General features: G+C 72.3%; 15 protein-coding genes. 3 read left to right on the top strand and 12 right to left on the bottom strand.

The window, feature by feature from the left end:
* Positions 1 to 126 precede the first annotated feature (126 nt).
* Positions 127 to 1,848 carry an O-antigen ligase family protein gene (locus MOPEL_RS01110; RefSeq protein ID WP_009481001.1) on the top strand — a complete coding sequence of 574 codons (1,722 nt, stop codon included), beginning with the start codon at positions 127 to 129 and terminating at the stop codon, positions 1,846 to 1,848.
* 148 nt (positions 1,849 to 1,996) lie between these two features.
* On the opposite strand, the gene MOPEL_RS01105 is transcribed toward MOPEL_RS01110, so the two are convergent.
* The 7 genes from MOPEL_RS01105 to MOPEL_RS16950 form a co-directional block, all read right to left on the bottom strand.
* The gene (locus MOPEL_RS01105; RefSeq protein ID WP_009481000.1) at positions 1,997 to 3,868 is read right to left on the bottom strand and encodes a cell wall-binding repeat-containing protein; all 1,872 of its coding nucleotides are present in this window, start codon (positions 3,866 to 3,868) and stop codon (positions 1,997 to 1,999) included.
* 483 nt (positions 3,869 to 4,351) lie between these two features.
* On the bottom strand, positions 4,352 to 5,203 hold the full coding sequence (locus MOPEL_RS01100) for a sensor histidine kinase (protein WP_009480998.1): 852 nt from the start codon (positions 5,201 to 5,203) through the stop codon (positions 4,352 to 4,354).
* A 322-nt stretch (positions 5,204 to 5,525) separates the two neighbouring features.
* Positions 5,526 to 7,223, bottom strand: a complete 1,698-nt coding sequence (locus MOPEL_RS15570) for a cell wall-binding repeat-containing protein (protein WP_009480997.1) — start codon at positions 7,221 to 7,223, stop codon at positions 5,526 to 5,528.
* Positions 7,224 to 7,392: 169 nt separating this feature from the next.
* Entirely contained in the window at positions 7,393 to 9,402 is a 2,010-nt protein-coding gene (locus tag MOPEL_RS01090) for a hypothetical protein (RefSeq protein ID WP_009480996.1), read from the bottom strand.
* A gap of 199 nt (positions 9,403 to 9,601) precedes the next feature.
* Positions 9,602 to 10,432 carry an aldo/keto reductase gene (locus tag MOPEL_RS01085; protein ID WP_009480995.1) on the bottom strand — a complete coding sequence of 277 codons (831 nt, stop codon included), beginning with the start codon at positions 10,430 to 10,432 and terminating at the stop codon, positions 9,602 to 9,604.
* A 93-nt stretch (positions 10,433 to 10,525) separates the two neighbouring features.
* Positions 10,526 to 11,431 (bottom strand): hypothetical protein, encoded by a 906-nt coding sequence (locus tag MOPEL_RS01080; protein WP_009480994.1) that lies wholly within the window; start codon positions 11,429 to 11,431, stop codon positions 10,526 to 10,528.
* Positions 11,428 to 11,868 carry a hypothetical protein gene (locus tag MOPEL_RS16950; RefSeq protein ID WP_009480993.1) on the bottom strand — a complete coding sequence of 147 codons (441 nt, stop codon included), beginning with the start codon at positions 11,866 to 11,868 and terminating at the stop codon, positions 11,428 to 11,430. Before MOPEL_RS16950 ends, MOPEL_RS01080 begins: the two co-directional genes overlap by 4 nt.
* A gap of 414 nt (positions 11,869 to 12,282) precedes the next feature.
* Between MOPEL_RS16950 and MOPEL_RS01070 the strand changes: the two genes are divergently transcribed.
* On the top strand, positions 12,283 to 13,446 hold the full coding sequence (locus MOPEL_RS01070) for an acyl-CoA dehydrogenase family protein (protein ID WP_009480992.1): 1,164 nt from the start codon (positions 12,283 to 12,285) through the stop codon (positions 13,444 to 13,446).
* A 128-nt stretch (positions 13,447 to 13,574) separates the two neighbouring features.
* Here MOPEL_RS01070 and MOPEL_RS01065 read toward each other — a convergent pair whose 3' ends face one another.
* Genes MOPEL_RS01065 through MOPEL_RS01045 form a run of 5 tightly spaced genes read right to left on the bottom strand, consistent with a single transcriptional unit; the run spans position 13,575 to position 19,503 of the window.
* The gene (locus MOPEL_RS01065) at positions 13,575 to 14,609 is read right to left on the bottom strand and encodes a 4Fe-4S dicluster domain-containing protein (protein WP_009480991.1); all 1,035 of its coding nucleotides are present in this window, start codon (positions 14,607 to 14,609) and stop codon (positions 13,575 to 13,577) included.
* Positions 14,606 to 15,280 carry a TorD/DmsD family molecular chaperone gene (locus MOPEL_RS15565; protein ID WP_009480990.1) on the bottom strand — a complete coding sequence of 225 codons (675 nt, stop codon included), beginning with the start codon at positions 15,278 to 15,280 and terminating at the stop codon, positions 14,606 to 14,608. Before MOPEL_RS15565 ends, MOPEL_RS01065 begins: the two co-directional genes overlap by 4 nt.
* Positions 15,277 to 16,380 carry a dimethyl sulfoxide reductase anchor subunit family protein gene (locus MOPEL_RS15560; protein WP_009480989.1) on the bottom strand — a complete coding sequence of 368 codons (1,104 nt, stop codon included), beginning with the start codon at positions 16,378 to 16,380 and terminating at the stop codon, positions 15,277 to 15,279. Before MOPEL_RS15560 ends, MOPEL_RS15565 begins: the two co-directional genes overlap by 4 nt.
* 3 nt (positions 16,381 to 16,383) lie before the next feature.
* Entirely contained in the window at positions 16,384 to 16,992 is a 609-nt protein-coding gene (locus MOPEL_RS01050) for a DMSO/selenate family reductase complex B subunit (RefSeq protein ID WP_009480988.1), read from the bottom strand.
* 24 nt (positions 16,993 to 17,016) lie between these two features.
* Positions 17,017 to 19,503 carry a DMSO/selenate family reductase complex A subunit gene (locus MOPEL_RS01045; RefSeq protein WP_009480987.1) on the bottom strand — a complete coding sequence of 829 codons (2,487 nt, stop codon included), beginning with the start codon at positions 19,501 to 19,503 and terminating at the stop codon, positions 17,017 to 17,019.
* Between the two features lie 190 nt (positions 19,504 to 19,693).
* On the opposite strand from MOPEL_RS01045, the gene MOPEL_RS01040 reads away from it, so the two are divergent.
* Positions 19,694 to 21,235, top strand: a complete 1,542-nt coding sequence (locus tag MOPEL_RS01040) for an LCP family protein (RefSeq protein ID WP_141631098.1) — start codon at positions 19,694 to 19,696, stop codon at positions 21,233 to 21,235.
* The last annotated feature ends 101 nt before the right edge of the window (positions 21,236 to 21,336 follow it).

The raw sequence follows: 21,336 nt of genomic DNA, 5'->3' as shown, positions 1-21,336 counted from the left end.
ACGCGACCCGCGACGTCAGACCTGCCCGGTCCCACGATCCCCCCAATTCCCCTGCATGCCAGGCGTTCCCCTGCCGAAGGGGAAGGGGAGCGAGGCGCCCGCCACGCCCGACGGGGGGGGAGAGGAATGCACGACGACCGCTCCACGGTCACCCGCGACGACGCCGACCCCGCGGGCACCACCGACTCTGCGACCCCCGCTGCGTCGGACGCCGCCGGCCCGGATCAGGCCAAGGCCGTGGGCGTCGCCGACCCGGCAGGCGTCGCCGACAGGGCGGACGCGATCGACGAGGCGGGAATCGTCGAGGAGGTGCGGCGCCAGGTCGTCCTCGAGAAGGAGGTCCTCGCCGATCACGTGGCACGCGGCCCCCTCCACGTCGGCTCCGCCGACGGCGACCCGGCGGCCGGAATCGACCCCGCACCGATCGCGGGGGACCCGACCCCGGGTTCGGTGCCGCCGGCGAGCGCCGACGTGTCGGCGAGGGACGTCGATGCGCCGTCCACGGATATGGGTCGCCCGGCGTCGAGGGCGATGGCGTCGACCGAAGGACGCCTCGAACGCGCCCTGCGCACCGTCGTGCTCGCGCTCCTCGGCCTCTACGCCGTGTGGGCGCCGATGGTCCACCTCGGCTGGGCGCAGGCGCAGATCCTCTACGGCGCCGCCCTGGGGTTCGGGGTCATCGCCCTCTCGCGCGGCAGCTGGCCGCGGGCGGCCCTCCCGCCGCTGATCCTGTACCTCGCGCACTGGGCGGTGCTGTGGGCGACGCACGACCACTGGGCCGCGTGGGACACGACCCACACCCGCGCCGTCCAGGAGACCTACGCCCTCCGCGCCTGCGCCCTCAACAGCGTCGGCGCCGCCGCCCTCGCCGGAGCCCGGCGGTTCGGGGTCCGCTCCGTCCGACGCCTGTGGGCACTCATCGGCGGCACCCTCCTCGTCATGGCGACCGGCGAGGTCCTCACCCGCACCCACTTCAGCCCCGGCGGGCCCTACGCCCCACCCGCGTTCTCCCCGGCCGGGCCGTTCGGCAACCCCAACAACCTCGCCTGCGTCCTCGTCGTCGTCCTCGGCCTCGTCCTCGGCCGGATGTCGGAACGCCTCACGATCCTGCGGCGCGTGTTTCTCGCCCTCGTCGCCACGCTCACGCTCACCCTCGTCGTCCTCACCCTCAGCCGGGCCGCCGTCGCGGCCACCGCCGTCGTGAGCCTCTCCGCCGCCGTTCTCGCCGCGAGCCGCAGCCCCCGCGGTCGCCGGCTCCTCCGCCCCCGCCGCCTCCGCACGCGGGCGCGAGTCGCGCTCGTCGCAGCCATGGCCACCCCCGCACTCGTCGCCGCCGCGGCACTCTGGCGGATCGTCGCGACCACCGGCGACGAGCAGGCCCGATCCGACGGACTCCGCGCCACCCTCGTCCGCCTCGCCCTCGACCACTGGCACCACGAACCCTGGCTCGGCATCGGCGGCGGCCGCTTCGAGATGCTCCTCCGCGACGAACACCCCGAGGTCGGCCACGTCCTCCCCGTGCACAACACGTTCGTCGAACTCCTCACCGAGTACGGCCTCGTCGGCGCCGCGGCGCTCTTCGCGCTGCTCACGCTCGCGGCCGTCACCGTCGTCCGCCCCATCCGCGCCCCGCTCACCGACGGTCGTCCCCGCACCCTCGACGACGCCGGCGTCCGCCACCTCCTCGCCGTCCTCCTCGTCGGCATCGGCCTCGCCGGCACCGTCACGAGCTCCGCCCTCAACTGGCAGGTGTGGTGGCTCATGATCGCCACCCTCACCGTCCTCACCGGACACCTCTGGGCACGACGCACGACCGGCCGCTCCGAGACCGTCGACGCCTCCGTCTGACGACCTGGCCCTCGCCCCGGCATCCCGCCTGGCAGACGACCTCGTGGCTCGGGAGGGGGAGAGTCCCCTGCGCTGCGACGACCATCGGACACGCCGAAGCCCCGGCGGACGGGGAGTCCACCGGGGCTTCGGGTCGAGCGGGAGCAGGTCAGCTGCAGGCGCCACCGAGGACGCCGAAGTCACCCACGACGTTCGAGGAGCCGAGGCGCACCGTGCCCGTGAGTGGCAGCTTGTCGAGCTCCGCCTTGACCGGGGCCGGGAGGCACTTCGGCATCGTGAGCGCGAGCGGGGCCTTGGCCGCGAACGCCGCCGGGATGCCCGCGAGCGCGTCGGGGTAGTTGAGGCCCGTCGCGAGGAACGCCGTCGTGGGGCGTACCTTCTCCTCCTTGGCGTCCCATGACTTGCCCGTGACGTTCTCGATGATGAGCGCGGACGTCTCGAAACGGTCCTTGCCCGCGGAGCGGACGAGGGACGCGCTCGGGACGACGTCGCCCACCTGACGGAGCACCGACGACTTGACGACCTTGTCGCCACCGACGACGACGACCTTCGACGGCTTGAGGCGACGCAGCTCGACGACGGTGTCGTCGGAGAGGGTCGTGCCGTTCGTGAGGAGCATCGGGGCGTTCTCACGGGCGGCACCCGAGCCACCGGCGAGCGCGTCGGGGAAGTTGAGACCCGAGGCGATGTAGACGGTGTCGGCCGACTTGAAGGACTGCGCCACCTTGGCGGCCGTCTCGAAGCGGTCGTCACCCTGCACCCGCGTGACGGGGGCGATCTTGCCGAGCTTCTCGGCGACGGCGTCGCTCACGACGTCCGAGCCACCGACGACGCGGATGGACTTCGGCTGCATCCGGCCGATCTCCGCCATCGCGTTGTCCTGGATCGAGGACTTCGCCGTGAGGATGAGCGGCGCGTTGGCCTGCGCGGCAGCCGGGCCGGCCGCGAGCGCGTCGGGGAAGTTCATCCCGTTCGCGACGTAGACCGTGTCGTGCTGGCCGGGGAAGTACTTCTTCGCGACCTCGACGGAGGTGTCGAAGCGGGTGTCACCGGCGATCCGCGTGGACGTCGGCTCGGCGCGCGCGTTCGTGTACTCGTAGGAGAACGTCTTGCTCGTCTGGCCGTCGCCGAAGGTGAACCCGTCGGCCGCCTTCGCCACGACCTCGACCTTGAGCACGCCGTCCTTGTCACGGGAGCCCGTGACGGGGAGCGTCATCTGCGTGGCGCTGCCGAAGTCGACGGCCTTGCCGCCGATCGTCCACGTGACGTTCGGGTCCTTGCGGAGCGTGATCGTGTCGTTGTCCGAGCCGACCGCGTCGACGCGCGTCGGCTCGGTGACCGTGAGCGCCGCCGGAACCGGGTCCCCGGCCGTCGTGCGCATCGTCCACGTCTGCGTGGTCGTGCCGTCGGCGAAGTACGAACCGGCCTTGGCGGTCGCGACGACCGTGACGTCCGTCGACTGCGCGCCGCCGGTCGGCTTGATCGTCACGTCCTTCTGCGTCTCGTTCGCGGCGAACGTGACCTTGTCGCCCTGGACGGTGTAGGAGTCGACGTTCGGGTTCGCGTAGACGGTCACCGTGTCGGCGTTCGCACCCGGGAGGTCCGAGAGGCGCGGCTTGGTGACGTTGCTCACGACCGGGGCGACGGTGACGGCCGTGGAGGCCACGACGGCACCCTTGTCGTCGAGCAGGTTGAGGGAGTAGGCGCCCGCCGTCCCCTCCGTGATCTGGCAGGTGAGCGTCGTCGCCGTCGCGGCCGACGCGGTGCTGCACGAGTTGGCCTCCGCCGCGTCACGGGTGTCCGTGACGCCGCCACTCGCGAGCACCATCCGGTAGGACGAACCGGACGTCACGCCGGACGTCTGCACCTTGAACGACTGGCCCGCGATGGGCTTCGTCGAGGCGTCGACCTGGATGGCGGGAGCGGCCGAGGCCGCCCACGGGCCGGCGACGACACCGGCCGCGGCGAGCGCCAGGGTGGCACCCGCGGAAGCGAGTGTGCGAGTACGAAGAACAGTCATCGATGAAACCCCTCCGGTCGCCGGCAGAGCGACCATTTCGGTGATCAGCGCGGCATGCCGGATCCCCCCAAGCGCCGCGACACGACCGAGAATCGGTCTTCTTCGATGGTGGGGGCCACAGGGAGTGCCGTCAACTCGGACACATGTCCGACTCGCGCCGCCTCAACGCCGTCCTCCCGATCGTTCTGCGGCCCCGAGAACAGGTCCGCCGGGCCCTCCCGTGAGCGTTCCCCGTGCACGTGCGTCGGGGAGGTCACGCCCCCGCTTCACCCGCCCCTGCGAGAACGAGTCACCCCGGTGGTGAACGCTCCTCGAGGCACCCTCGACGTGAGATGCAACCGCAGTGATTCCGCGAGCGTCGCCGACCGGGGGTATTCGACCGGGATTGTTGGCCCAGAACGGTGACGGGACACCGACGACCCCCTCCCGGTGGGGAGGGGGCCGTCGGAGAGGACCGTGGGCGGGGACCGTCGGTGAGGACCGTCAGCGGCGCGGCAATCCGTACCGGCGCAGGAGGCGGTCGACCTGGGCCGGGCCGAGGCGGGTCTTCTGCACCGACGGCGGGTTCTGGCCCGTCCAGTACCGGGCGAACGACTCGGCCCACACCTCTGCCGGCATCCCGACGTACGGGTCGGAGGTGAACGTGCGCCGCTCGGCCGCGCGCGTGACCTCCTGACGCAGCCCGCCCGCCTTCGGCATGTACGAGACGGCGTGGCCGAGCTCGTGCGCCGTGATGAACGACATCGACGACACGTCGCGCGTCTCGAGGATCGCGATGTCGCGCTTGCCGTACTGGACGTAGCCGAGGACGGCCGCGTCACGGACATTCGTCTTCGGCGCCTTCCACGTGATCCGCGAGACGCACCGGATGCGGTAGTTGCCCGCCCGCTTCGCGAGGCCCGTGTGTGTCGAGATCGCCTGGCGGCACAGCTTCGGCGCGTCCGTGAGCGGACGACGCTCCGTGGCCGCGACCTGCGCCGCACCCCACGCCGGGGCCTGCGTCCAGCCCTGCGGGCCGACCTTCGTGTTGACGGTGAGGACCGCCACGCCGTCGAAGTAGAAGTCGTAGCCCTTCGTCGTGCCGCCGCGGCACACCACGGTGTGGCCCGACGGGGACCACCACTTCGGCATTCGCGCCTTGACGTACTTGACGCACCGCTCGTCCTGCGCCGTCATCTTCGATGCGTCGGCCTGGCGCACCCGCGCCCGGATGTCGGGCACGCTCACCCCGACGAACGCGTCCGGCGCCACCGACGCCGAGACGGGCTGCATCGGCTGCGGACCGGGCGACGACACGGCCTGCGCCGAGGCGGGCGCCCCCACACCCACACCCACACCCACACCTGCGACGAGAACCCCCACCAACGCCGACGACGACTTCACGACCTACCCCCACACGAAAGAACGACACCCACGCCGGGGACGAGACGCGTCCACCCGGCACGGGTCATCCTGCCCCATGGGGAGGCACCACACCGCTTCGCGATCGGCCCGGGTGGCACGACACGCGGCGCCCGCCCGACCCTCCGGACGTCACATCCGGGGCCCGCGAGTCCCCTCGACGCGGGCCGTCACGACGCACGGCGGTGGGCGCCGACGTGCGTCCCACACCGACGCCCACCGTCGTCTCACCTGCGGCCGGAAGGCCGGCGCCGTCTCAGGGGCGCCACCCGAACCGGGCGATGTCGTTGCACGTCACCTGCTTGCGGCGGTACCCGTCGGGGTAGCCGACGCACGTCGCCTGGGTGCGGGCCCACACCTCGGCGGGCATCGAGTTGTAATCGCCGCCGCCCCACGACGAGACGCCGGTGAACTTCGCGAAGGCCGTCCGCTGCGCGGTCGTGAGCTCGGAGTAGGACCACGCGTGGCTCAGCTCATGCGCCATGACGGCGCGCAGCAGCGGCCCACGCAGATCAGAGCGGATCTTCACCCGGCCCTCGACGAACTCGCCCGTCGTGCTCGACACCCACGTCTCGGTGAGGCCGAGGGTGTCGGGGGTGTCGAAGCCCCGCACGCACGAGATCGTGTACCGCGAATCCCGCGGGACCGGACGGAACGACGCGATCGCCTCCGCACACGTGTCGGGCAACGGAGCCGTCGGCGTCGTGGTCGTCGTCCGCTGTGCGGGGGCCGGTGCGGGGGCAGGGGCCGGTGCAGGAACCGGGGCCGGTGCCGGAGGAGGCGTCGGCGCCCCGGTGGGAGCCGGGCTCGGGGCGGGGGCGCCGGGCACCCGGTACGTCGGGAGCGATCCCGTCGTCGCCGTGGGCACCTTCGCCGTGACCGCACCGATCGCCGCGTCCGAGACCGCACCCGATCCGCCGAGCGTCCCGATGTTGCGAACGCCGAGTGCCGTCAGGGTGTTCGCGACGCTCTTGCTCCACGTCGTCGCGCTTGCGGGCGGGGTGAGGAGGATGGGGCCGTCGGCGAGCATGCCGCCGACGACGGCGTCGGCGAACATCGTCCCGCCGGCGAGGTAGGCGACCGATGCGCCCGACGGGAACGCGGCGCGGGCGACGGCCTGGGCCGTCGCGTACCGGTCGGCACCCGCGAGGCGGTCGGTGGGCCGGCCTCCGGCGGCGGAGGCGAGCGTCGTCGCCGAGACCGCGCCGGTGCCGCCGAGGCCCGTGACCTTCGACGGGCCCCATGACGCGACGAGCGACCGGACCGCGGCGGGAGCGGCGCCGGTCGCCGGCACGGGAAGCACCGGGCCGTCCTTGAGCGCACCACCGACGACGGCGTCGGCGCGCCCGCCGATCTGCGCGACGTAGACGTGGGACGCCCCCTCGGGGAACGCGCGGCGGGCGATCGCCACCGCCGTCGCGTAGACGTCGTTGCTGCCGAGACGCGTCGTGGAGAGCCCGCCGGCGGCCTGACCGAGGACGTCGGAGGAGACCGAGGCGGATCCGCCGAGCGCGACGACCTGGGAGGGGGAGAGACGCGCGATCTCGTCGCGGACGGCGCGGGGCACGGTGCCGGCCGTCGGCACGAGGAGCACGGGGCCGTCGGTGAGGGCGGCGCCGGCGAGGGCCTCGTCGAGGCGGTTGCCGCCGACGAGGTACACGCTCCTGGCGGTGCCGGGGGAGTAGGCCCGCTTGCTGATCGCGACGGACGTCTCGTACCGGTCCGCGCCGGCGAGGCGGGTAGGACCGGCCATCGCGCGCTGGACGATCGGCGCGGTCGCGGCGTCACCGGCGGTGACGGCGCGCGTGTCGATGTCGGCGGTGGTCGTCGTCGTGGTGACGACCTCGAGGTCGGAGCCCCGGTCCGTGGAGACGGACGCCGAGGCCGCCTGGGGTGCGACCCCGACGGCGAGGCCGGCGGCGAGGGTGGTGAGAGCGCGTGGCAGGCGCGACATGGGCGGAGTCCCCTCCGTGACGGAACGATGAGCAGGCCCCGTCCCTGGAGCCCGAGACCTCATCGGCCCCCGAATGCCACCTCTGCAGGCTCTCGACCTGCGAGAAAACCGGTCTCGAAACGCTCAGGTCCGGGCGTCCGTCCAATTCCCGTCCCGCGGAGGGTCGTTGTCACGATCCGGTCACGGGGCGGAGGAGTCTCACCTCGTATCCAAGCGTGTGCCGGAACGTGGCGACCGTCTCGTAGTCCCGATCCACCGAACGACCGAGCGCGGGAAGCAGCCCCTCGATGCGTCGTGGCGAGGCGGGCGCATCGAGCACCCACGCCCGATCCACGAGCGTCGGGTCGTCGCCGCGCACCGCGTCGAGCGCCGCGTCGAGACTCCCCGGATACGCGCCGAGCAGCCACGAACTCCCCACCGGCCTGCCCCCGAGCTGCCGGACGTACCCCGGCGACGCGCCCGTGACGTCGAGGATCGGCACCCCGGCGAGGTGATGCTCGCGGTCGACCTCGGCGAGGAGACGTGACGTCTCCGCGTCGGCCTTCGTGACCCGGAGCCGCGCGCCCTCGGGGCTCACGACGGCGACCTCCGTCGCGGCCGGGTCGGACCACGCCGACGTCACCGGGGGATAGCGGTACGCGTGCCCGAGCCCCGAGAGCGAGGCGACGAGGACGAGCCCGGCCGACGCCGCCGTGACGACCCGCCGCACGAGACGGCGTTCCCCCTCCCTACGGCCCGTGCCGTGCCGCACGCCGGTGAGGAGCAGGACCGCGACGAACCAGAAGAGACACGCCCGCGCCTGCGCGATCGCATAGTTGCCGTTCGTCCCGACGACGTACGCGAGCGGCGCGAGCGTGAGGGCGAGAAGGGTGACGGCCTCGACCGCTCGGGACTGCCCGGGACGCCGCGACGCGTGCGCTTCTGTCGATGCCGATGTCGATGCCACCGCCGATGCCGATGTCGTGGGGGCGGGCTCGTCGTCTGCGCTCATGGGCGTCGTCGACGTCGTTGTCGTCGTGACGGAGTGGTCCGTGCCGCTGCCGGGGGTGCGACGCGTGGTGAGGAGGACGGGGATCGCGAGGAGCGGGATCCACCAGCACGCGCCGACCATCGGCACCGCGCGGGTGGGAGCGAGGCCCGTGGCGAACGCGACGACCTCGACGAGGACGGCGAGGGCCGTCACGGCGGCGATCGCGCGCCCCCGGCGACGCGTGGGGGCGCCGCGACGGAGGAGCCTCCACGAGACGAGCGCGGCGACGACGACGGCGAGCGCCGGGGCGGCGAGGAACCCGATCCACGGGAACGGGTCCCACCGCACGAGGTCGTCGTGGCCCTGGAGGAGCGCGACGTTGCGGGCGCCCTCACGGTAGAAGTCGACGATCCAGGCGGGGCCGTGACCGACGAGCGCCATGAGCGCGACGAGCCCCACCACCGCGCCACCCGCGACCCACCCGACGAACGGGAGCACCTGGCGACGGGACGTGACGGCCCGGACGACGACGGCGACGAGCGTGAGAGCGGCGAGCGCTGCACCTGTCGTCACCTTGCCCGAGGCGGCGACCACCCCGCCGAGGCCGACGAGGGCCGGACCGAGGGTGGTGTCGCGTGCGATGGCGCCGAGCCGCCTCCGGGGACCGGGCGCGGACTCCGCGTCGCGAGGGCCGTCGTGGGCGTCCTCGTGGGCCCGACCGGGGCCGGGCCACGTCGCGAGGACGAGGCCGGAGGCCCACAGGCACGTCCCCCAGAACGCGAGGGTGTTGTAGCTCGGGGTGAGCGGGAAGGAGACGACCGGCAGGAGCCCGGCCGTCGCCGCGACGCCGCGAACCGCCCACGCATCCGCACCGAGCAGGCCGAGGGCGCGGGTCGCGGCCCAGCCGAGCGCCCCCGCAGTGAGGAGGCCGACGAGCATCCCGACGACGCGGAGGGCGAGCACGTCGCCGCCGACGAGCGCGAACAAGGGGTGGAGGACGTATCCGAAGAGGAAGACCGTCGCGCGGCTCATCGTCGGGTCGGCGAGGAGGAGGAGGTATTGGCCCTCGTCGGTGCGGTCGAGGCCCCAGCCCACCCGGGCGAGGAACGCGAGGACGCCCCCCGCGGCCGCGACGAGCGCAATCGCCGCCGGCCACCACCCGCCACGACGACGCCGGACCGCCGTCACCGCCGCCTGCTCACTCCCCACGCGCGCCTCCTCGGGCCGGATCACTCCCGGCCACGGGCCGGCGCCCCCAGTGTCGCAGCGGCGGGCCGGGCCACCGACGACCGGCGCCCCCACCCGCGGGTCCCGGTGCGGCCGGCGAGGACTCGTGTCGGGCACGGTCCTCGCCACCGCGTCGTGCGGGACGGGGGAGGGGGCGTCGGTGAGAGTGCGACGAGCGGCGTCACATCTCCTCGTGCGTGCGGGGGTCACCTCCGAAGAGGCGACCGTCGGGACGGCCGAGGGTGGTGATCGCCTCGACCTCGGCGTCGGTGAGCTCGAAGCCGAAGACGTCGAGGTTGGTGCGCTGACGCTCCGGGTTGGCGGACTTGGGCAGCGGCAGCGACCCGATCTGGAGCTGCCAACGGAGGATGACCTGCGCAGGCGTGACTTCGTGCGCCTTGGCGGCGTCGGCGACCGGGGCCTCGTCGTAGGCGGCGTCGCGCTTGCCGAGCGGGCTCCACGACGAGGTCCGGATGCCGAGCTCTGCGTGCACCGCCCGCATCTCCGCCTGCGGGAACCGGGGGTGCAGCTCGATCTGGTTGACGGCCGGGACGACGTCGGTCGCCGCGATGATCTCCCGCAGATGCTCCTCGGTGAAGTTGCTCACCCCGATCGACGTGACGAGCCCCTTCTCGCGCGCGTCGACGAGGCCCTGCCACGTCTCGACGTAGAGGCCACGGCTCGGGTTGGGCCAGTGGATGAGGACGAGGTCGAGCCGGTCGAGGCCCATGACCTCGAGCGACGCCTCGATCGACGCGACGGCCTTCGTGCGGCCGTGGTCACGGCCGGGAACCTTCGTGGCGATCCGGACCTCCTCGCGCGGCAGCCCGCTACGTCGCAGCGCCTCCCCGACCTCGTACTCGTTGCGATAGTTCACCGCCGAGTCCAGCATCCGGTACCCGGCCTCGAGGGCGCTCGTCATGGCCGTGACACCGGCCTCGCCCCGCAGGGGGTAGGTGCCGAATCCGATGCGCGGGAGCGTGACTCCGTCGTTGAGCGCGTAGGTCTCCATCGCCCCACGCTAACGCCGACCCTCCCGGCCGGTTCCTGCGGCCGCCGGGTCGTCGTGCCGACGTGCCGGAGTGCCGACGTGCCGGGGCGGGAGTCAGGCCGGCACGAAGCCGCGCTCGACGGCCCAGGCGCGGGTGTCGGCGGCGAGGGCGTCCCAGTCGCGGCCCGGGTTCATCACGCCCAGCTCGGCATGGCAGCCGAGGTTGGGGGCCGCGGCGTAGAGGAGATGCGGGTCGTCGAGGTTGCGCTTCGACCGCAGCGTGAGGGCGACCCGGAACGGCATGAGGAACGCCGCCCGCGCCACTCCACGCGGCGTGAGTTCGAAGTCGTGCGGCGGGCCCGTGAGGTGCTCGACCGGCGAGTACGGGCGTCGCCCCTGGTAGATGACGCACGTCTCGTGATCGAGGAACCGGGTGCGGAACGGCAGCATCGCCTGACGGAAGATCGGATAGTCGGCACGCAACGCGCCCACCCGGCCGCCGAACGTGCTCGTCGTGCTCACCGCGTGGACGAACCGGAATCCGTCGGTGTCGATGTCGGGCTCGGGCGACCAGCCCTCCGGGTGCCGGAACCCCTCGGGGAACTCGAGGTCGTTGGCGTACTCCGGGGTGGCGGCGTACAGGGCGACGTACGAGATCTCCGGGCGCGCCTCCGCCGCTCGCAGCGCCTGCACGGCGTCGGGCGTGTGAAGGTAGTCGTCCTCGCAGAAGTACACGAGATCGTCGTCGGCCCAGTCGCTCTCGATCGCGAGACGCAGCGCCGTGACGTAGCTGCGGCGCATGCCGACGGGGCCACCCGCGATCGTCTGGACGTCGCCGAACTCCTCGAAGAGGCGCATGCGGTCGGCGGGGACGGGGCCGTCGTCGAGCCAGTGGACGCGGACGTCGGCCTGCTCGGCCGCCCGCGCGAACGACGCCGCGCAGAGGAGCTTGCTGAACCAATCGGGCCGCGACTTGGTGTTCTCGCCGCCGTAGGAGCGGTAGATGAGATGCGTCGTCATGGCGAAAGGTGCCCCCTGTCAGGTCCTGCTGCCCCCGGAGTCAGTCGTCCGATCGACTCCACGCCCACGATAGCGACCGCCACCTGGATGAGGACGGCCATGGCCGTCCCGGGCAGGACCAAAGGGTGCATCGTGCGGAGGTCGAGACCGACGAGGGGACGCACCGGGAGGACGGCGAGGGCGATCGCGACGACGATCATCGCGACGTTCGCCCACCGTGCGACGCCTCGACGGACGAATCCGCCGGGTCGGTGCAGGGCCTGCGCCGTGTACGCGCAGACGAGGGGGATGGGGAGGCAGAGGCCCGCCTGCGTGCGCTCGCCGCCGGCGAGGAGCGCGAGGGCGCCGACGAGACCGAATCCCACGGCGACGCGGAGGACGACCACCCACGTGTGCTGCTCGAGAGGGAAGAGGGCGCGGGTCGGCGTCTCGGTCACCTGCCGATCTCCCTCTCGCACGGACGGCGCGCCGACGGCCGTTCCGCCGGTGCGTGATCCCCGAGCGGCCGGGCGCACAGGCACAGCCCCGGGAATCGTTCTCCCATCGGCGGGTCGGTCGCGATGCTGACGTCGGAGCGCGGGCCTGTGAACAAACTTTGCCAATCCGGGGCCGAAGCGAGAGGAAACCGCCTCTGACCTGCGGACGTACGTCCTGCACGGCCGTGCCGTCGCCGTCGCGGGGCCAGCGACGGGCAGGTGCCGACGTGACATGCCGCGCCACCGTGACCACCCGACCCGCGGCTTCTCGACGACGGCATCGTGGGGTCGGCCGGTGTCCGAGGCGGACCGACCCGCGAATCACCGCGCCCTCGCCCGGCGTCGAGCAGCACGACGCCTGGATAGTCTTCGGGCATGAGTGGCAACCCCGATTTCGATCTCTTCAAGACCACCGACGACCACGAGGAGCTCCGCGGAGCCATTCGGGCCATCGCCGAGCACCAGATCGCCCCCCACGCGGCCTCCGTCGACCACGACAAGCGGTTCCCCGACGAGGCGCTCTCCGCCCTCGTCGCGAGCGACTTCCACGCCCCGCACGTCCCCGAGGAGTACGGCGGCATGGGCGCCGACGCCCTCGCGACGTGCATCGTCATCGAGGAGGTGGCCCGCGTCTGCGCGAGCTCCAGCCTCATCCCCGCCGTCAACAAGCTCGGCTCGATGCCGGTCATCCTCGGCGGCGACGACGAGATCAAGCGCAAGTACCTCACGCCGCTCGCCAAGGGCGACGCGATGTTCAGCTACGGCCTCTCCGAGCGCGAGGCGGGCTCCGACACGGCGTCGATGAAGACCCGCGCCGTGCGCGACGGCGACGACTGGATCCTCAACGGCCAGAAGAGCTGGATCACGAACGCCGGTGTCTCCGAGTACTACACGGTCCTCGCCGTCACCGACCCCGACGGGCGTCGTGGCGCGAACGTGAGCGCGTTCGTCGTCGAGAAGTCCGACGAGGGCTTCACGTTCGGCGAGCCGGAGCGCAAGCTCGGCATCAAGGGCAGCCCCACCCGTGAGCTGTTCTTCGACAACGTGCGCATCCCCGGCGACCGGATGATCGGCCCCGAGGGCACGGGCCTCAAGCTCGCGCTGCGCACCCTCGACCACACCCGCGTGACGATCGGCGCGCAGGCCGTCGGCATCGCGCAGGGCGCCCTCGACTACGCCATCGGTTACGTCAAGGAGCGCAAGCAGTTCGGCAAGGCCATCGCCGAGTTCCAGGCGATCCAGTTCATGCTCGCCGACATGGCGATGGAGCTCGAGGCCGCCCGCCAGATGGTGTACGTCGCCGCCGCCAAGTCGGAGCGTCAGGACTCCGACCTCGGCTTCTTCGGCGCCGCGGCCAAGTGCTTCGCCGGTGACGTCGCGATGAAGATCACGACCGACGCCGTCCAGCTCCTCGGTGGCGCCGGCTACGTCGAGGACCACCCGGTCGAGCGCATGATGCGCGACGCCAAGATCACGCAGATCTACGAAGGCACGAACCAGATCCAGCGCCTCGTCATGGGTCGCATGCTCGTGAAGTGATCGACCCCGCAGAACCGACGCCGCCCGCCTCCTCCCGATCTCGGCGAGGGGCGGGCCGCGTCCTTCCTCGTGGGCCGAAGCGCGTGTGGGTGAGGCCGGGCGAGGCCGGGTGAGGCGCCGGGGTCGGGTCAGATGCCGCGAGCGCGACGCACCAGCGCCTCGGCGCCCGGTGGGAGGTGGGAGCCGAACGGGTTGGCCCGCCGGAACGCGCACACGGTGCAGAGGTCGTCGTGCGTCGGGGTGGGGGCGCCGCAGCGGCCGCACGGGTGGGTGTCGACGACGGCGAGAGGCAGCACGCCCTCCCGCAGGTGCTCCGCCCACCGGGCCCGGCGCCTCGTCGAGAGGGCGTCGACGGGACACGCGTCGAGACACTCCCCGCTGCCGGAGCACCGGTCGACGCGCTGTTCGAGGAAGCTCGCGCCGTCCTCGACACGGAGGGTGAGGGCGCCCTCACCGCAGACGCGGACGCAGACACCGCACGCCGTGCACCCGTGCGCCCGGAGGAGGAGACCCGGGCCGGGACGCCCCGTGGCGACGCCGACGTCGGGGACGCCACGCGCGGGATCGGCGGCAAGGGCCGCGAGCGCGGTCACGAGGCGGGCGTGATCGGTGGACGCTGCGTCGTCCTCGGTGGGGGTGGGTTCCGGCGCGGGCGCCTCGGCGCCGAGAAGCGCTCGCCGGGGGACCGGCATGGACCGGGCGTCGAGGACGTGGAGCGACGGCGTCGGTTCGTCGCCGTCGAACGCCTCGGGGACGGAGGCGACGACGCGGAGGGCGGGGACCCCCGTGCGCGCGTCGGGTGAGGCGAGCAGTGGCAGCACGTCGGCGAGCGAGGTTGCCGTGGAATCGGGTTCGGCGCACCCGTCGAGGAGGTACGTCACACCCGCGGCCCCGTCGAGGAGCACCTCGGGCGCCGCCGCGCGGGGCAGGGTGCCGAGGCACGCAGGCATACGGACGACGACCGCTGTCTCCCACTCCGCCGGGGGCAGGCACCGCCGGGCGGAGTCCGCCGGGTCGGGATGCTCCGGGCAGGCGAGGACGAGCATCGGTGCGGTGGACCGCGCCTGCACCCAGTGCCGCACCGCCCGCAGTCCGAGGTCGGTGTCACCCCGGTCGTCGTCGGGGGAGAGGTGCGGGGCGGGCGAGGGGGCGCCCTCCGTCACGACGGCTCCAGGAGGTGGGGGAGTGCCAGGAGGAACCCGGAGGTGAGAGAGGCGACGCCGCGGTAGAAGTCGGTCCGGGCCTCGCGGGCGGCGAGCTCCGCGAAGCCGACGCCCCACTGCCCGAGGTGGGTCTCGCAGAACCCGCGGGCGCCCTCGGCGAACACCGCGGCCGCGTCGGTGTCGCCCCGCTCGAGGGCCTCCCACGCCCAGGAGGCGAGCGTCGCGACGAACTCGAGCTCGAGTCCGACGTGGTCGTCGGGTTCACGGCCCTCGCGTGGCGCCGCGAGGTCGTAGTGGTGGTACCAGGCGCGCACGTCGAGGGTCTCGGGCTCGAAGAGCAGCCCCTCCTCCGAGGTGTGTACGGACTCGTACGGGGCGGCGCGCAGATGCCCCGGCCCGACGAAGAGTCGCGCGTGGTCGACGGCGACCTCGCCCGCATCGTGCGGACCGGCGAGAAGGCGCAGGCCGTCGCGGCCCGCGTCGTCGAGGGGCACGGGCCAGTCCTCGAGGACGCCCGGCTCGCCGAGGGCGGCGAGCGCCGCGGCGTCGGGAGGCGTGAGGAACCAGCGGGAGAGGGCGGTCGCGGCACCGGCGAGCACGTCGAGGCGCTCGGGACGAGGCGCGGGCGGGACGGCGTCGCCGACCTCGGGCCAGGGGAGGGGTGTGCTCACATCCCCACCCGGACCATCGACTCGTAGAACGCCGCGCGGCCGAGGATCTCGGCGACGAACACGCAGCCGAAGGCGACGGTGACGAGCGCGGCGATCCACTCCATGCGCCCCCAGCCGGTGCGGGCGGCGGCGCCGGTGCCCACGGCATCGAGGCGGGACGCCCCCGCGCCGTCGCCGAGGGAAGTGGTGGCGACTGAACCCGTGCGCGGGCCGGTCGCGGGGTCGCCGAGCAGACGAAAGAGGAACATGCCGAGCAGCCCTGCCCCGAGGACCGCGAGGACGAGCTGGGCGATGACACCGGGGCCGGTGTAGACGGCGGCGCTGGGCGCGCCCACCGCGCCGAGGCGCGTGAGGCGGCCGAGCGTGAGCAGGTGGAGGAGGATCTCGACGGCGAGGAGCGCGATGCCGGCGACGGCGATCGCCCGCAGGGAGGCGAAGACGAGGCTCATCGCCCCGGGGGTGAGTTCGCGTCCGACGAGCCGGTCGACGATGCCCGAGACCCGCGACGTGCCCGTGGCGTCACGACCCTCCGGCCGCACCCGCCCTGCGCGTCGCCGCTGCAGCATGACGACCGTGACGAACGCCGTGCCCACGGCGAACGCGCCGAGGAGCAGCGCCGTCGTCGCGAACCGCGCCGTCGTGAGCCAGGTGCTCCACGCGGGGACGGTGACGAGGACGCCGTACACCATGCTCATCACGACGACGAGCACGACGCCGAGCAGCGCGGTGAGGACGGCGAGCACCTCACGCAGGAGGGGGCTGCCCCAGCGGAAGAGCTGGCAGCAGGCGTAGGCGAAACCGGAAGCGGCGAACGCCATGCCGGCGACGATCTCGCGCGACAGCCACGAGGAGTCGATGTGCCGGAACACGTTGAGGACGTGGAAGACGTCGTTCATGTGGAACATCGAGGCGAAGAGCCCCAGCACGAGCGTCGCCCCGACGGCGAGGACGGCCGGGTCGCTGATGCGGTCGACGTCGTTCTCGGTGTAGCGGTGGCTGAGCCGGGCGCCGACGTGGATGAGCCCGAGGACGACGAACGCCCCGGCCGACATCTGCGCGAGCACCGTGAACAGGATCATCGGCAGTTCGTGGACGTTCACGGCTCAGATCTCCTCGGGGTTGGCGATCTCGCCGGTGCCCGAGGAGAAGTCCTGGGCGTCCCGGTGCGGGCGGATCGCGAGGTTGGGCCTCGTGATCGAGGGGTCGGGCAGCGGAGCCGTGCTCGCACCCGACCGGTACGTCTTCTCGAGCTCGTCCATCTCGCCCCACTCGAGCGCACGGGACGGGCAGGCCGCGACGCAGGCGGGCTGCATGCCCTCCTGGCGGTAGTCGTAGCAGCCGTCGCACTTGCTCATGTGTCCCGTCTCGGGGTTGAACTGCGGCGCCGAGTAGGGGCACGCCCACTCGCAGTAGCGGCAGCCGACGCACTTCTCGGCGTCGACGTAGACGGTGCCGTCGTCGCGCACCGTCATCGCCGTCGTCGGGCACACCTTGACGCAGATGGGGTCGGCGCAGTGGTTGCACGAGACGGACGTGTAGTAGGAGAAGACGTTCGGCGTGACGGTGTCACCGTCGCGCTGCCACGAGCCACCCGTGTACTCCACGACGCGGCGCCACTTCACGCCGACGGGCAGGCTGTGCTTGTCCTTGCAGGCCATCTGGCAGGCCTTGCACCCGTTGCACGCGCTTTGGTCGAAGGCGAAACCGAGCATGAGAAGGTCCTTTCGCGAACGGGCTCAGACCGGGGATCCGGCACGCGGGGTGGGGCGGCCGACACCGTCGGGGACGTCGGTGGCGAGCTGCACCTGCGCGAGCACGGTGTGCTGGGCGTTGCCCTTGGAGAGCGGCGTGGGGTGCTGGCTCGTGAGGATGTTCACGACGCCGCCGTGGTCGGTGCCGTCGGGCCCCCGTTCGAGCCAGGCCCCCTGGGGGACCGACACGACGCCGGGCATGATCCGCGGGGTCACCATCACCGGCACGGTGAGTCGGCCGCGGTCGTTGAAGACGAGGATCCGATCACCGTTCTTGATACCGCGATCGGCGGCGTCGAGGGAGTTCATCCACGCCTTCTGCGGGTGCGCCTCACGGTTGTAGGCGAGGTTGCCGTACGTCGAGTGGGTGCGGCCCTTGAAGTGATGGCCGATGACCTGCAGCGGGTACTTCTCGTTCGACCTCGCCTCGACGGCGCCCTCCCACGTGTCGAGGTGCACGGGCAGCGCCGTGATCTCGTCGCCGGGCAGCGGGTCGCGGAACGTCCACGTCTTGGCGAGCTCCCACAGGTCGCTCGAGAAGATCTCGATCTTGCCCGACGGGGTGGCGAGGGGGTTCTTCTTCGGGTCCTCGCGGAACTCCTTGAGCGCCACGGTGAGTCCGTCGGGGTTCTGGTACCGGTGGACGCCCTTCTTGCGCAGCGTCTCGAAGTCGGGGAAGTCGGGGTGCTCCTTGACGGTCTCGGCCTGCATGTGCCGGGCCCACCCCTCCAGGGTGCGTCCCTCGGTGAACTCCTTCTCCACCCCCATACGCTTGGCGATCTCCGTGCACATGTCGTAGGCGGGCTTGGAGTCGAACAGCGGCTCGACGGCCTTCTCGCCCATGATGAGGTAGGCCATGTCGCCGGTGTACTCGCTCGGAATGAGGTCCCACCGCTCGGCGGCCGTCGTGTCGGGGAGGACGAGGTCGGCGAGTTGCGCCGAGGCCGTCATCTGGTTGTCGACGACGCAGATGAACTCGCAGAGGGACTCGTCGGAGACGATCTCCTTCGTGCGGTTGACGTCGCCGTGCTGGCTCGCGAGGACGTTGCCGCCGTAGGACAGCATGAACTTGATGCCCGTGCTGAGTTTGTCGACGCCACGCACCCCGTCGGCGGTGGCCGTCATCTCCGGCCCGCGGACGATCGCGTCCGTCCAGCCGTAGAACGAGATCGAGGCCTCGACCGGGTTGTCCCCGTCGGGGAACCACTGGGTCACGGGCCAGTAGTAGCCCTCGCGGCCGCCGGTGCCACCGCCGGGGATGCCGACGTTGCCCGTCATCGCCGCGAGCGTGTAGATGGCGCGCGCGATGTTCTCTCCGTTGGCGTGGCGCTGCGGCCCCCACCCCTGCGTGATGTTCGCGGGCTTGGTCGTCGCGAGCTCCCGCGCGAACTTCACGATCGTCGCCTCGGGGACGCCGGTGATGCGCGATGCCCACGCCGGGGTCTTCTTCGTGCGGTCCTTCCCCTCGCCGAGGAGGTAGCTCTTGTACGAGTTGCCCTTGGGCACGCCGGCCGGCATGTGCTCCTCGTCGAACCCGGAGCAGTATTCGTCGAGGAACTTCTGGTCGTGAAGGTTCTCGGTGACCATGACGTACGCCATGCCCGCGACGAGCGCCGCGTCGGTGCCCGGCCGCGGGGCGATCCACTCGTCGGCGAGGAGCGAGGCCGAGTCGGAGTACCGCGGGTCGACGACGACGATCCGCAGGTCCGACCTCTTGTGCGCCCACAGGGACGTGAACGTGTTGCCGCCGCCCGACATGCGGGTCTCCTGCGGGTTGTTGCCCCACAGGACGAGGAGGCGGGAGTTCGTCGCCGCGTCCTCGAAGCTGTTCGACATCTGCTCGTCGTCGGCGCCGTAGTGGTACTTCGTGCACGTGCCGATCTGCCCGTAGCTGTAGTTGCCGTAGTAGTCGAGCGACCCGCCGAGGAGGTTGAAGAGTCGCTTCCACCCGCCGGAGTAGGCGATGTGCGCGTTCCACACGCCGGAGCCGTACGTCTTGAAGATCGCCTCGTTGCCGTACGTGTCGATCGTGTACCGCAGCTTCTTCGCGAAGAGGTCGAAGGCCTCCTCCCAGGAGATCTCCTGCCACTTGCCCTCGCCGCGCTTGCCGACCCGCTTGAGCGGCTTCTTGATGCGGTCGGGGTTGTAGATGCGCTGACGCATGTTGCGGCCGCGGACGCAGGCCCGGATCTGACGGCCCAGGAGAGAGTCGTCCCCGGTGTCGTCGGGGAGGACCCGCACGACCGTGCCGTCCTGCACCTGCAGGCGCAGCGGGCACCGCGAGCCGCAGTTGACGACGCACGCGGACCACACCGTGCGGCCCTTCGGCGGGATCGCGCCCGGCGCGGGCGTCGCGGGAGCCTCCTTCGTGCCACATCCACCGAGCAACGCCGCGCCCCCACCGGCGACGGCGCTCCACCGGAGGAGGGATCGGCGCGAGAACTCGGTCGTCGTCAGTGCGGTGGGTGGCATCCGGCGCTCCTGGTGGGGCAGGGGAAGACGTCACCGGCGGGGGGCCGGCGGCGCTCTCACTGTCCCAGGGGGGAGGAATCCGGCCATCCGGACATGAGAGGCCGGGGCCCTAGGTCCCGGCCCCCGCTCGCGACCGACACCCCGGTGACGTTCAGGCGCCGGGCAGGCTCATGGCCGATACTCGGGGATCATGAGTTCTGCAGTGCCGCCGCGGCGACCGGACGACGTCCTCGAAGTGCGAGCCGGTGACGAACGTGGCCTCGCCGAACCCGAGATGCTCACCCCGCGCCTCCGTCGGCGGCGGGCGTGGACGCTCGTGCTCCTCACCCTCGTCGCGCCCGGTAGTGCGCAGATCGCGGCGGGCAACCGGCGGGTCGGGCGGTTCGCGCTCCGCACGGCGGTGCTCGTCGTCGCGCTCCTGCTCCTCGCCGCGCTCCTCTCCCTCGTGAGCCCGGGTCTCCTCCTCGGTGTCGTCGCCGCCCCGTGGTTCCTCGGCGCCCTCGTCGGCGCCCTCGTGCTCGGCGCCGTGTTCTGGGCGTGGTTGTTCTTCGACGCGATGCGCCTCGCACGCCTCTCCGGCGTGGGTGGCCGCACCCGATGCCTCGTCGCGATCGTCACCGTCCTGCTCATGGTCCTCACGAGCGGGGCGCTCCTCAGCGCCGCCTGGGTCGTGTGGGCCGGACGCACCGCCGTGACGAACGTCTTCGACGCCCACGACCGGCACGCCCCCGTCGAGGGCCGCTACAACATCCTCCTCATCGGCTCCGACGGCGGCTCCGACCGCGTCGGCGTGCGCACCGACACCCTCATGCTCGCGAGCGTCGACGCCGCCACCGGCCGCAGCGCACTCTTCGGCTTCGCCCGCGACACCGAGAACATCGACTTCCGCGAAGGGTCGATCATGCACCGGCTCATGCCCGAGGGCTGGAACTGCGGCGACCAGTGCCTCCTCAACGGCATCTACCAGTGGGGCATGGAACACGCCGACCGGTTCCCGAAGGACGTGAAGAACCCCGGCGCGCAGGCGACGAAGGAGGCCGTCGAGGCCCTCTCCGGCCTCGACATCCAGTACTACGCGATGGTCGACCTCGTCGGGTTCCGCCGGTTCGTCGACGCCGTGGGCGGGCTCGACCTCGTCGTCGGCAAGCGCACCCCCATGGGTGGCGGCACCTCGAAGATCTCCGGCTGGATCGAGCCCGGCGAGCAGCACCTCGACGGCTACCACGCCCTCTGGTACGCCCGCTCCCGCGAGGGCGCCTCGAACTACGACCGCATGGCCCGCCAGAAGTGCGTCATGACGGCGATGCTCCACCAGCTCGACCCGCAGACCGTCGTCCTCAAGGCGCAGGACATCGCCGCCGTCTCCGGCAGCGTCGTCGAGACCGACATCCCCTCCCGCGACCTCGGCCGCCTCGGCGCACTCGCGATGAAGGCGCGCGACGGCGAGATGACGACCGTCAACTTCACCCCGCCACTCATCGACCCGTGGCGCTACGACCCGCAGAAGGTCCGCGACATCGTCGCGAAGACCATCGCCGGAGACCCCGACCCGACCGGTGCCGAGGCCTCGACGGCCGACGGCACCGCGAAGAAGCCCGCACCCTCCCGCGCCTCGGGTGCGAAGACGCGCGGCACGGACGGCAACGCGACGCCCCAGCCCAGCAAGGGCGCGAAGGCGAAGTACAGCTTCAGCGTGAGCGACTCCTCCGGCCTCATCTGCGCGGTCCCGTGACCGGCGCGGGCGCCCCGAGACCCCCTATGGGACACCCGGACACGCGGCGATCCACCGGCCCGCGCCGGCTCGGCCACGGCGAGCGGCAGAATGGACCCGCC

Origin of the sequence: Mobilicoccus pelagius NBRC 104925 (assembly GCF_000247995.1) — a bacterium.
GTDB lineage: Bacteria > Actinomycetota > Actinomycetes > Actinomycetales > Dermatophilaceae > Mobilicoccus > Mobilicoccus pelagius.
The sequence above is the reverse complement of the archived record's forward strand: the minus strand, read 5'-3'. Positions and strand labels throughout refer to the sequence as shown.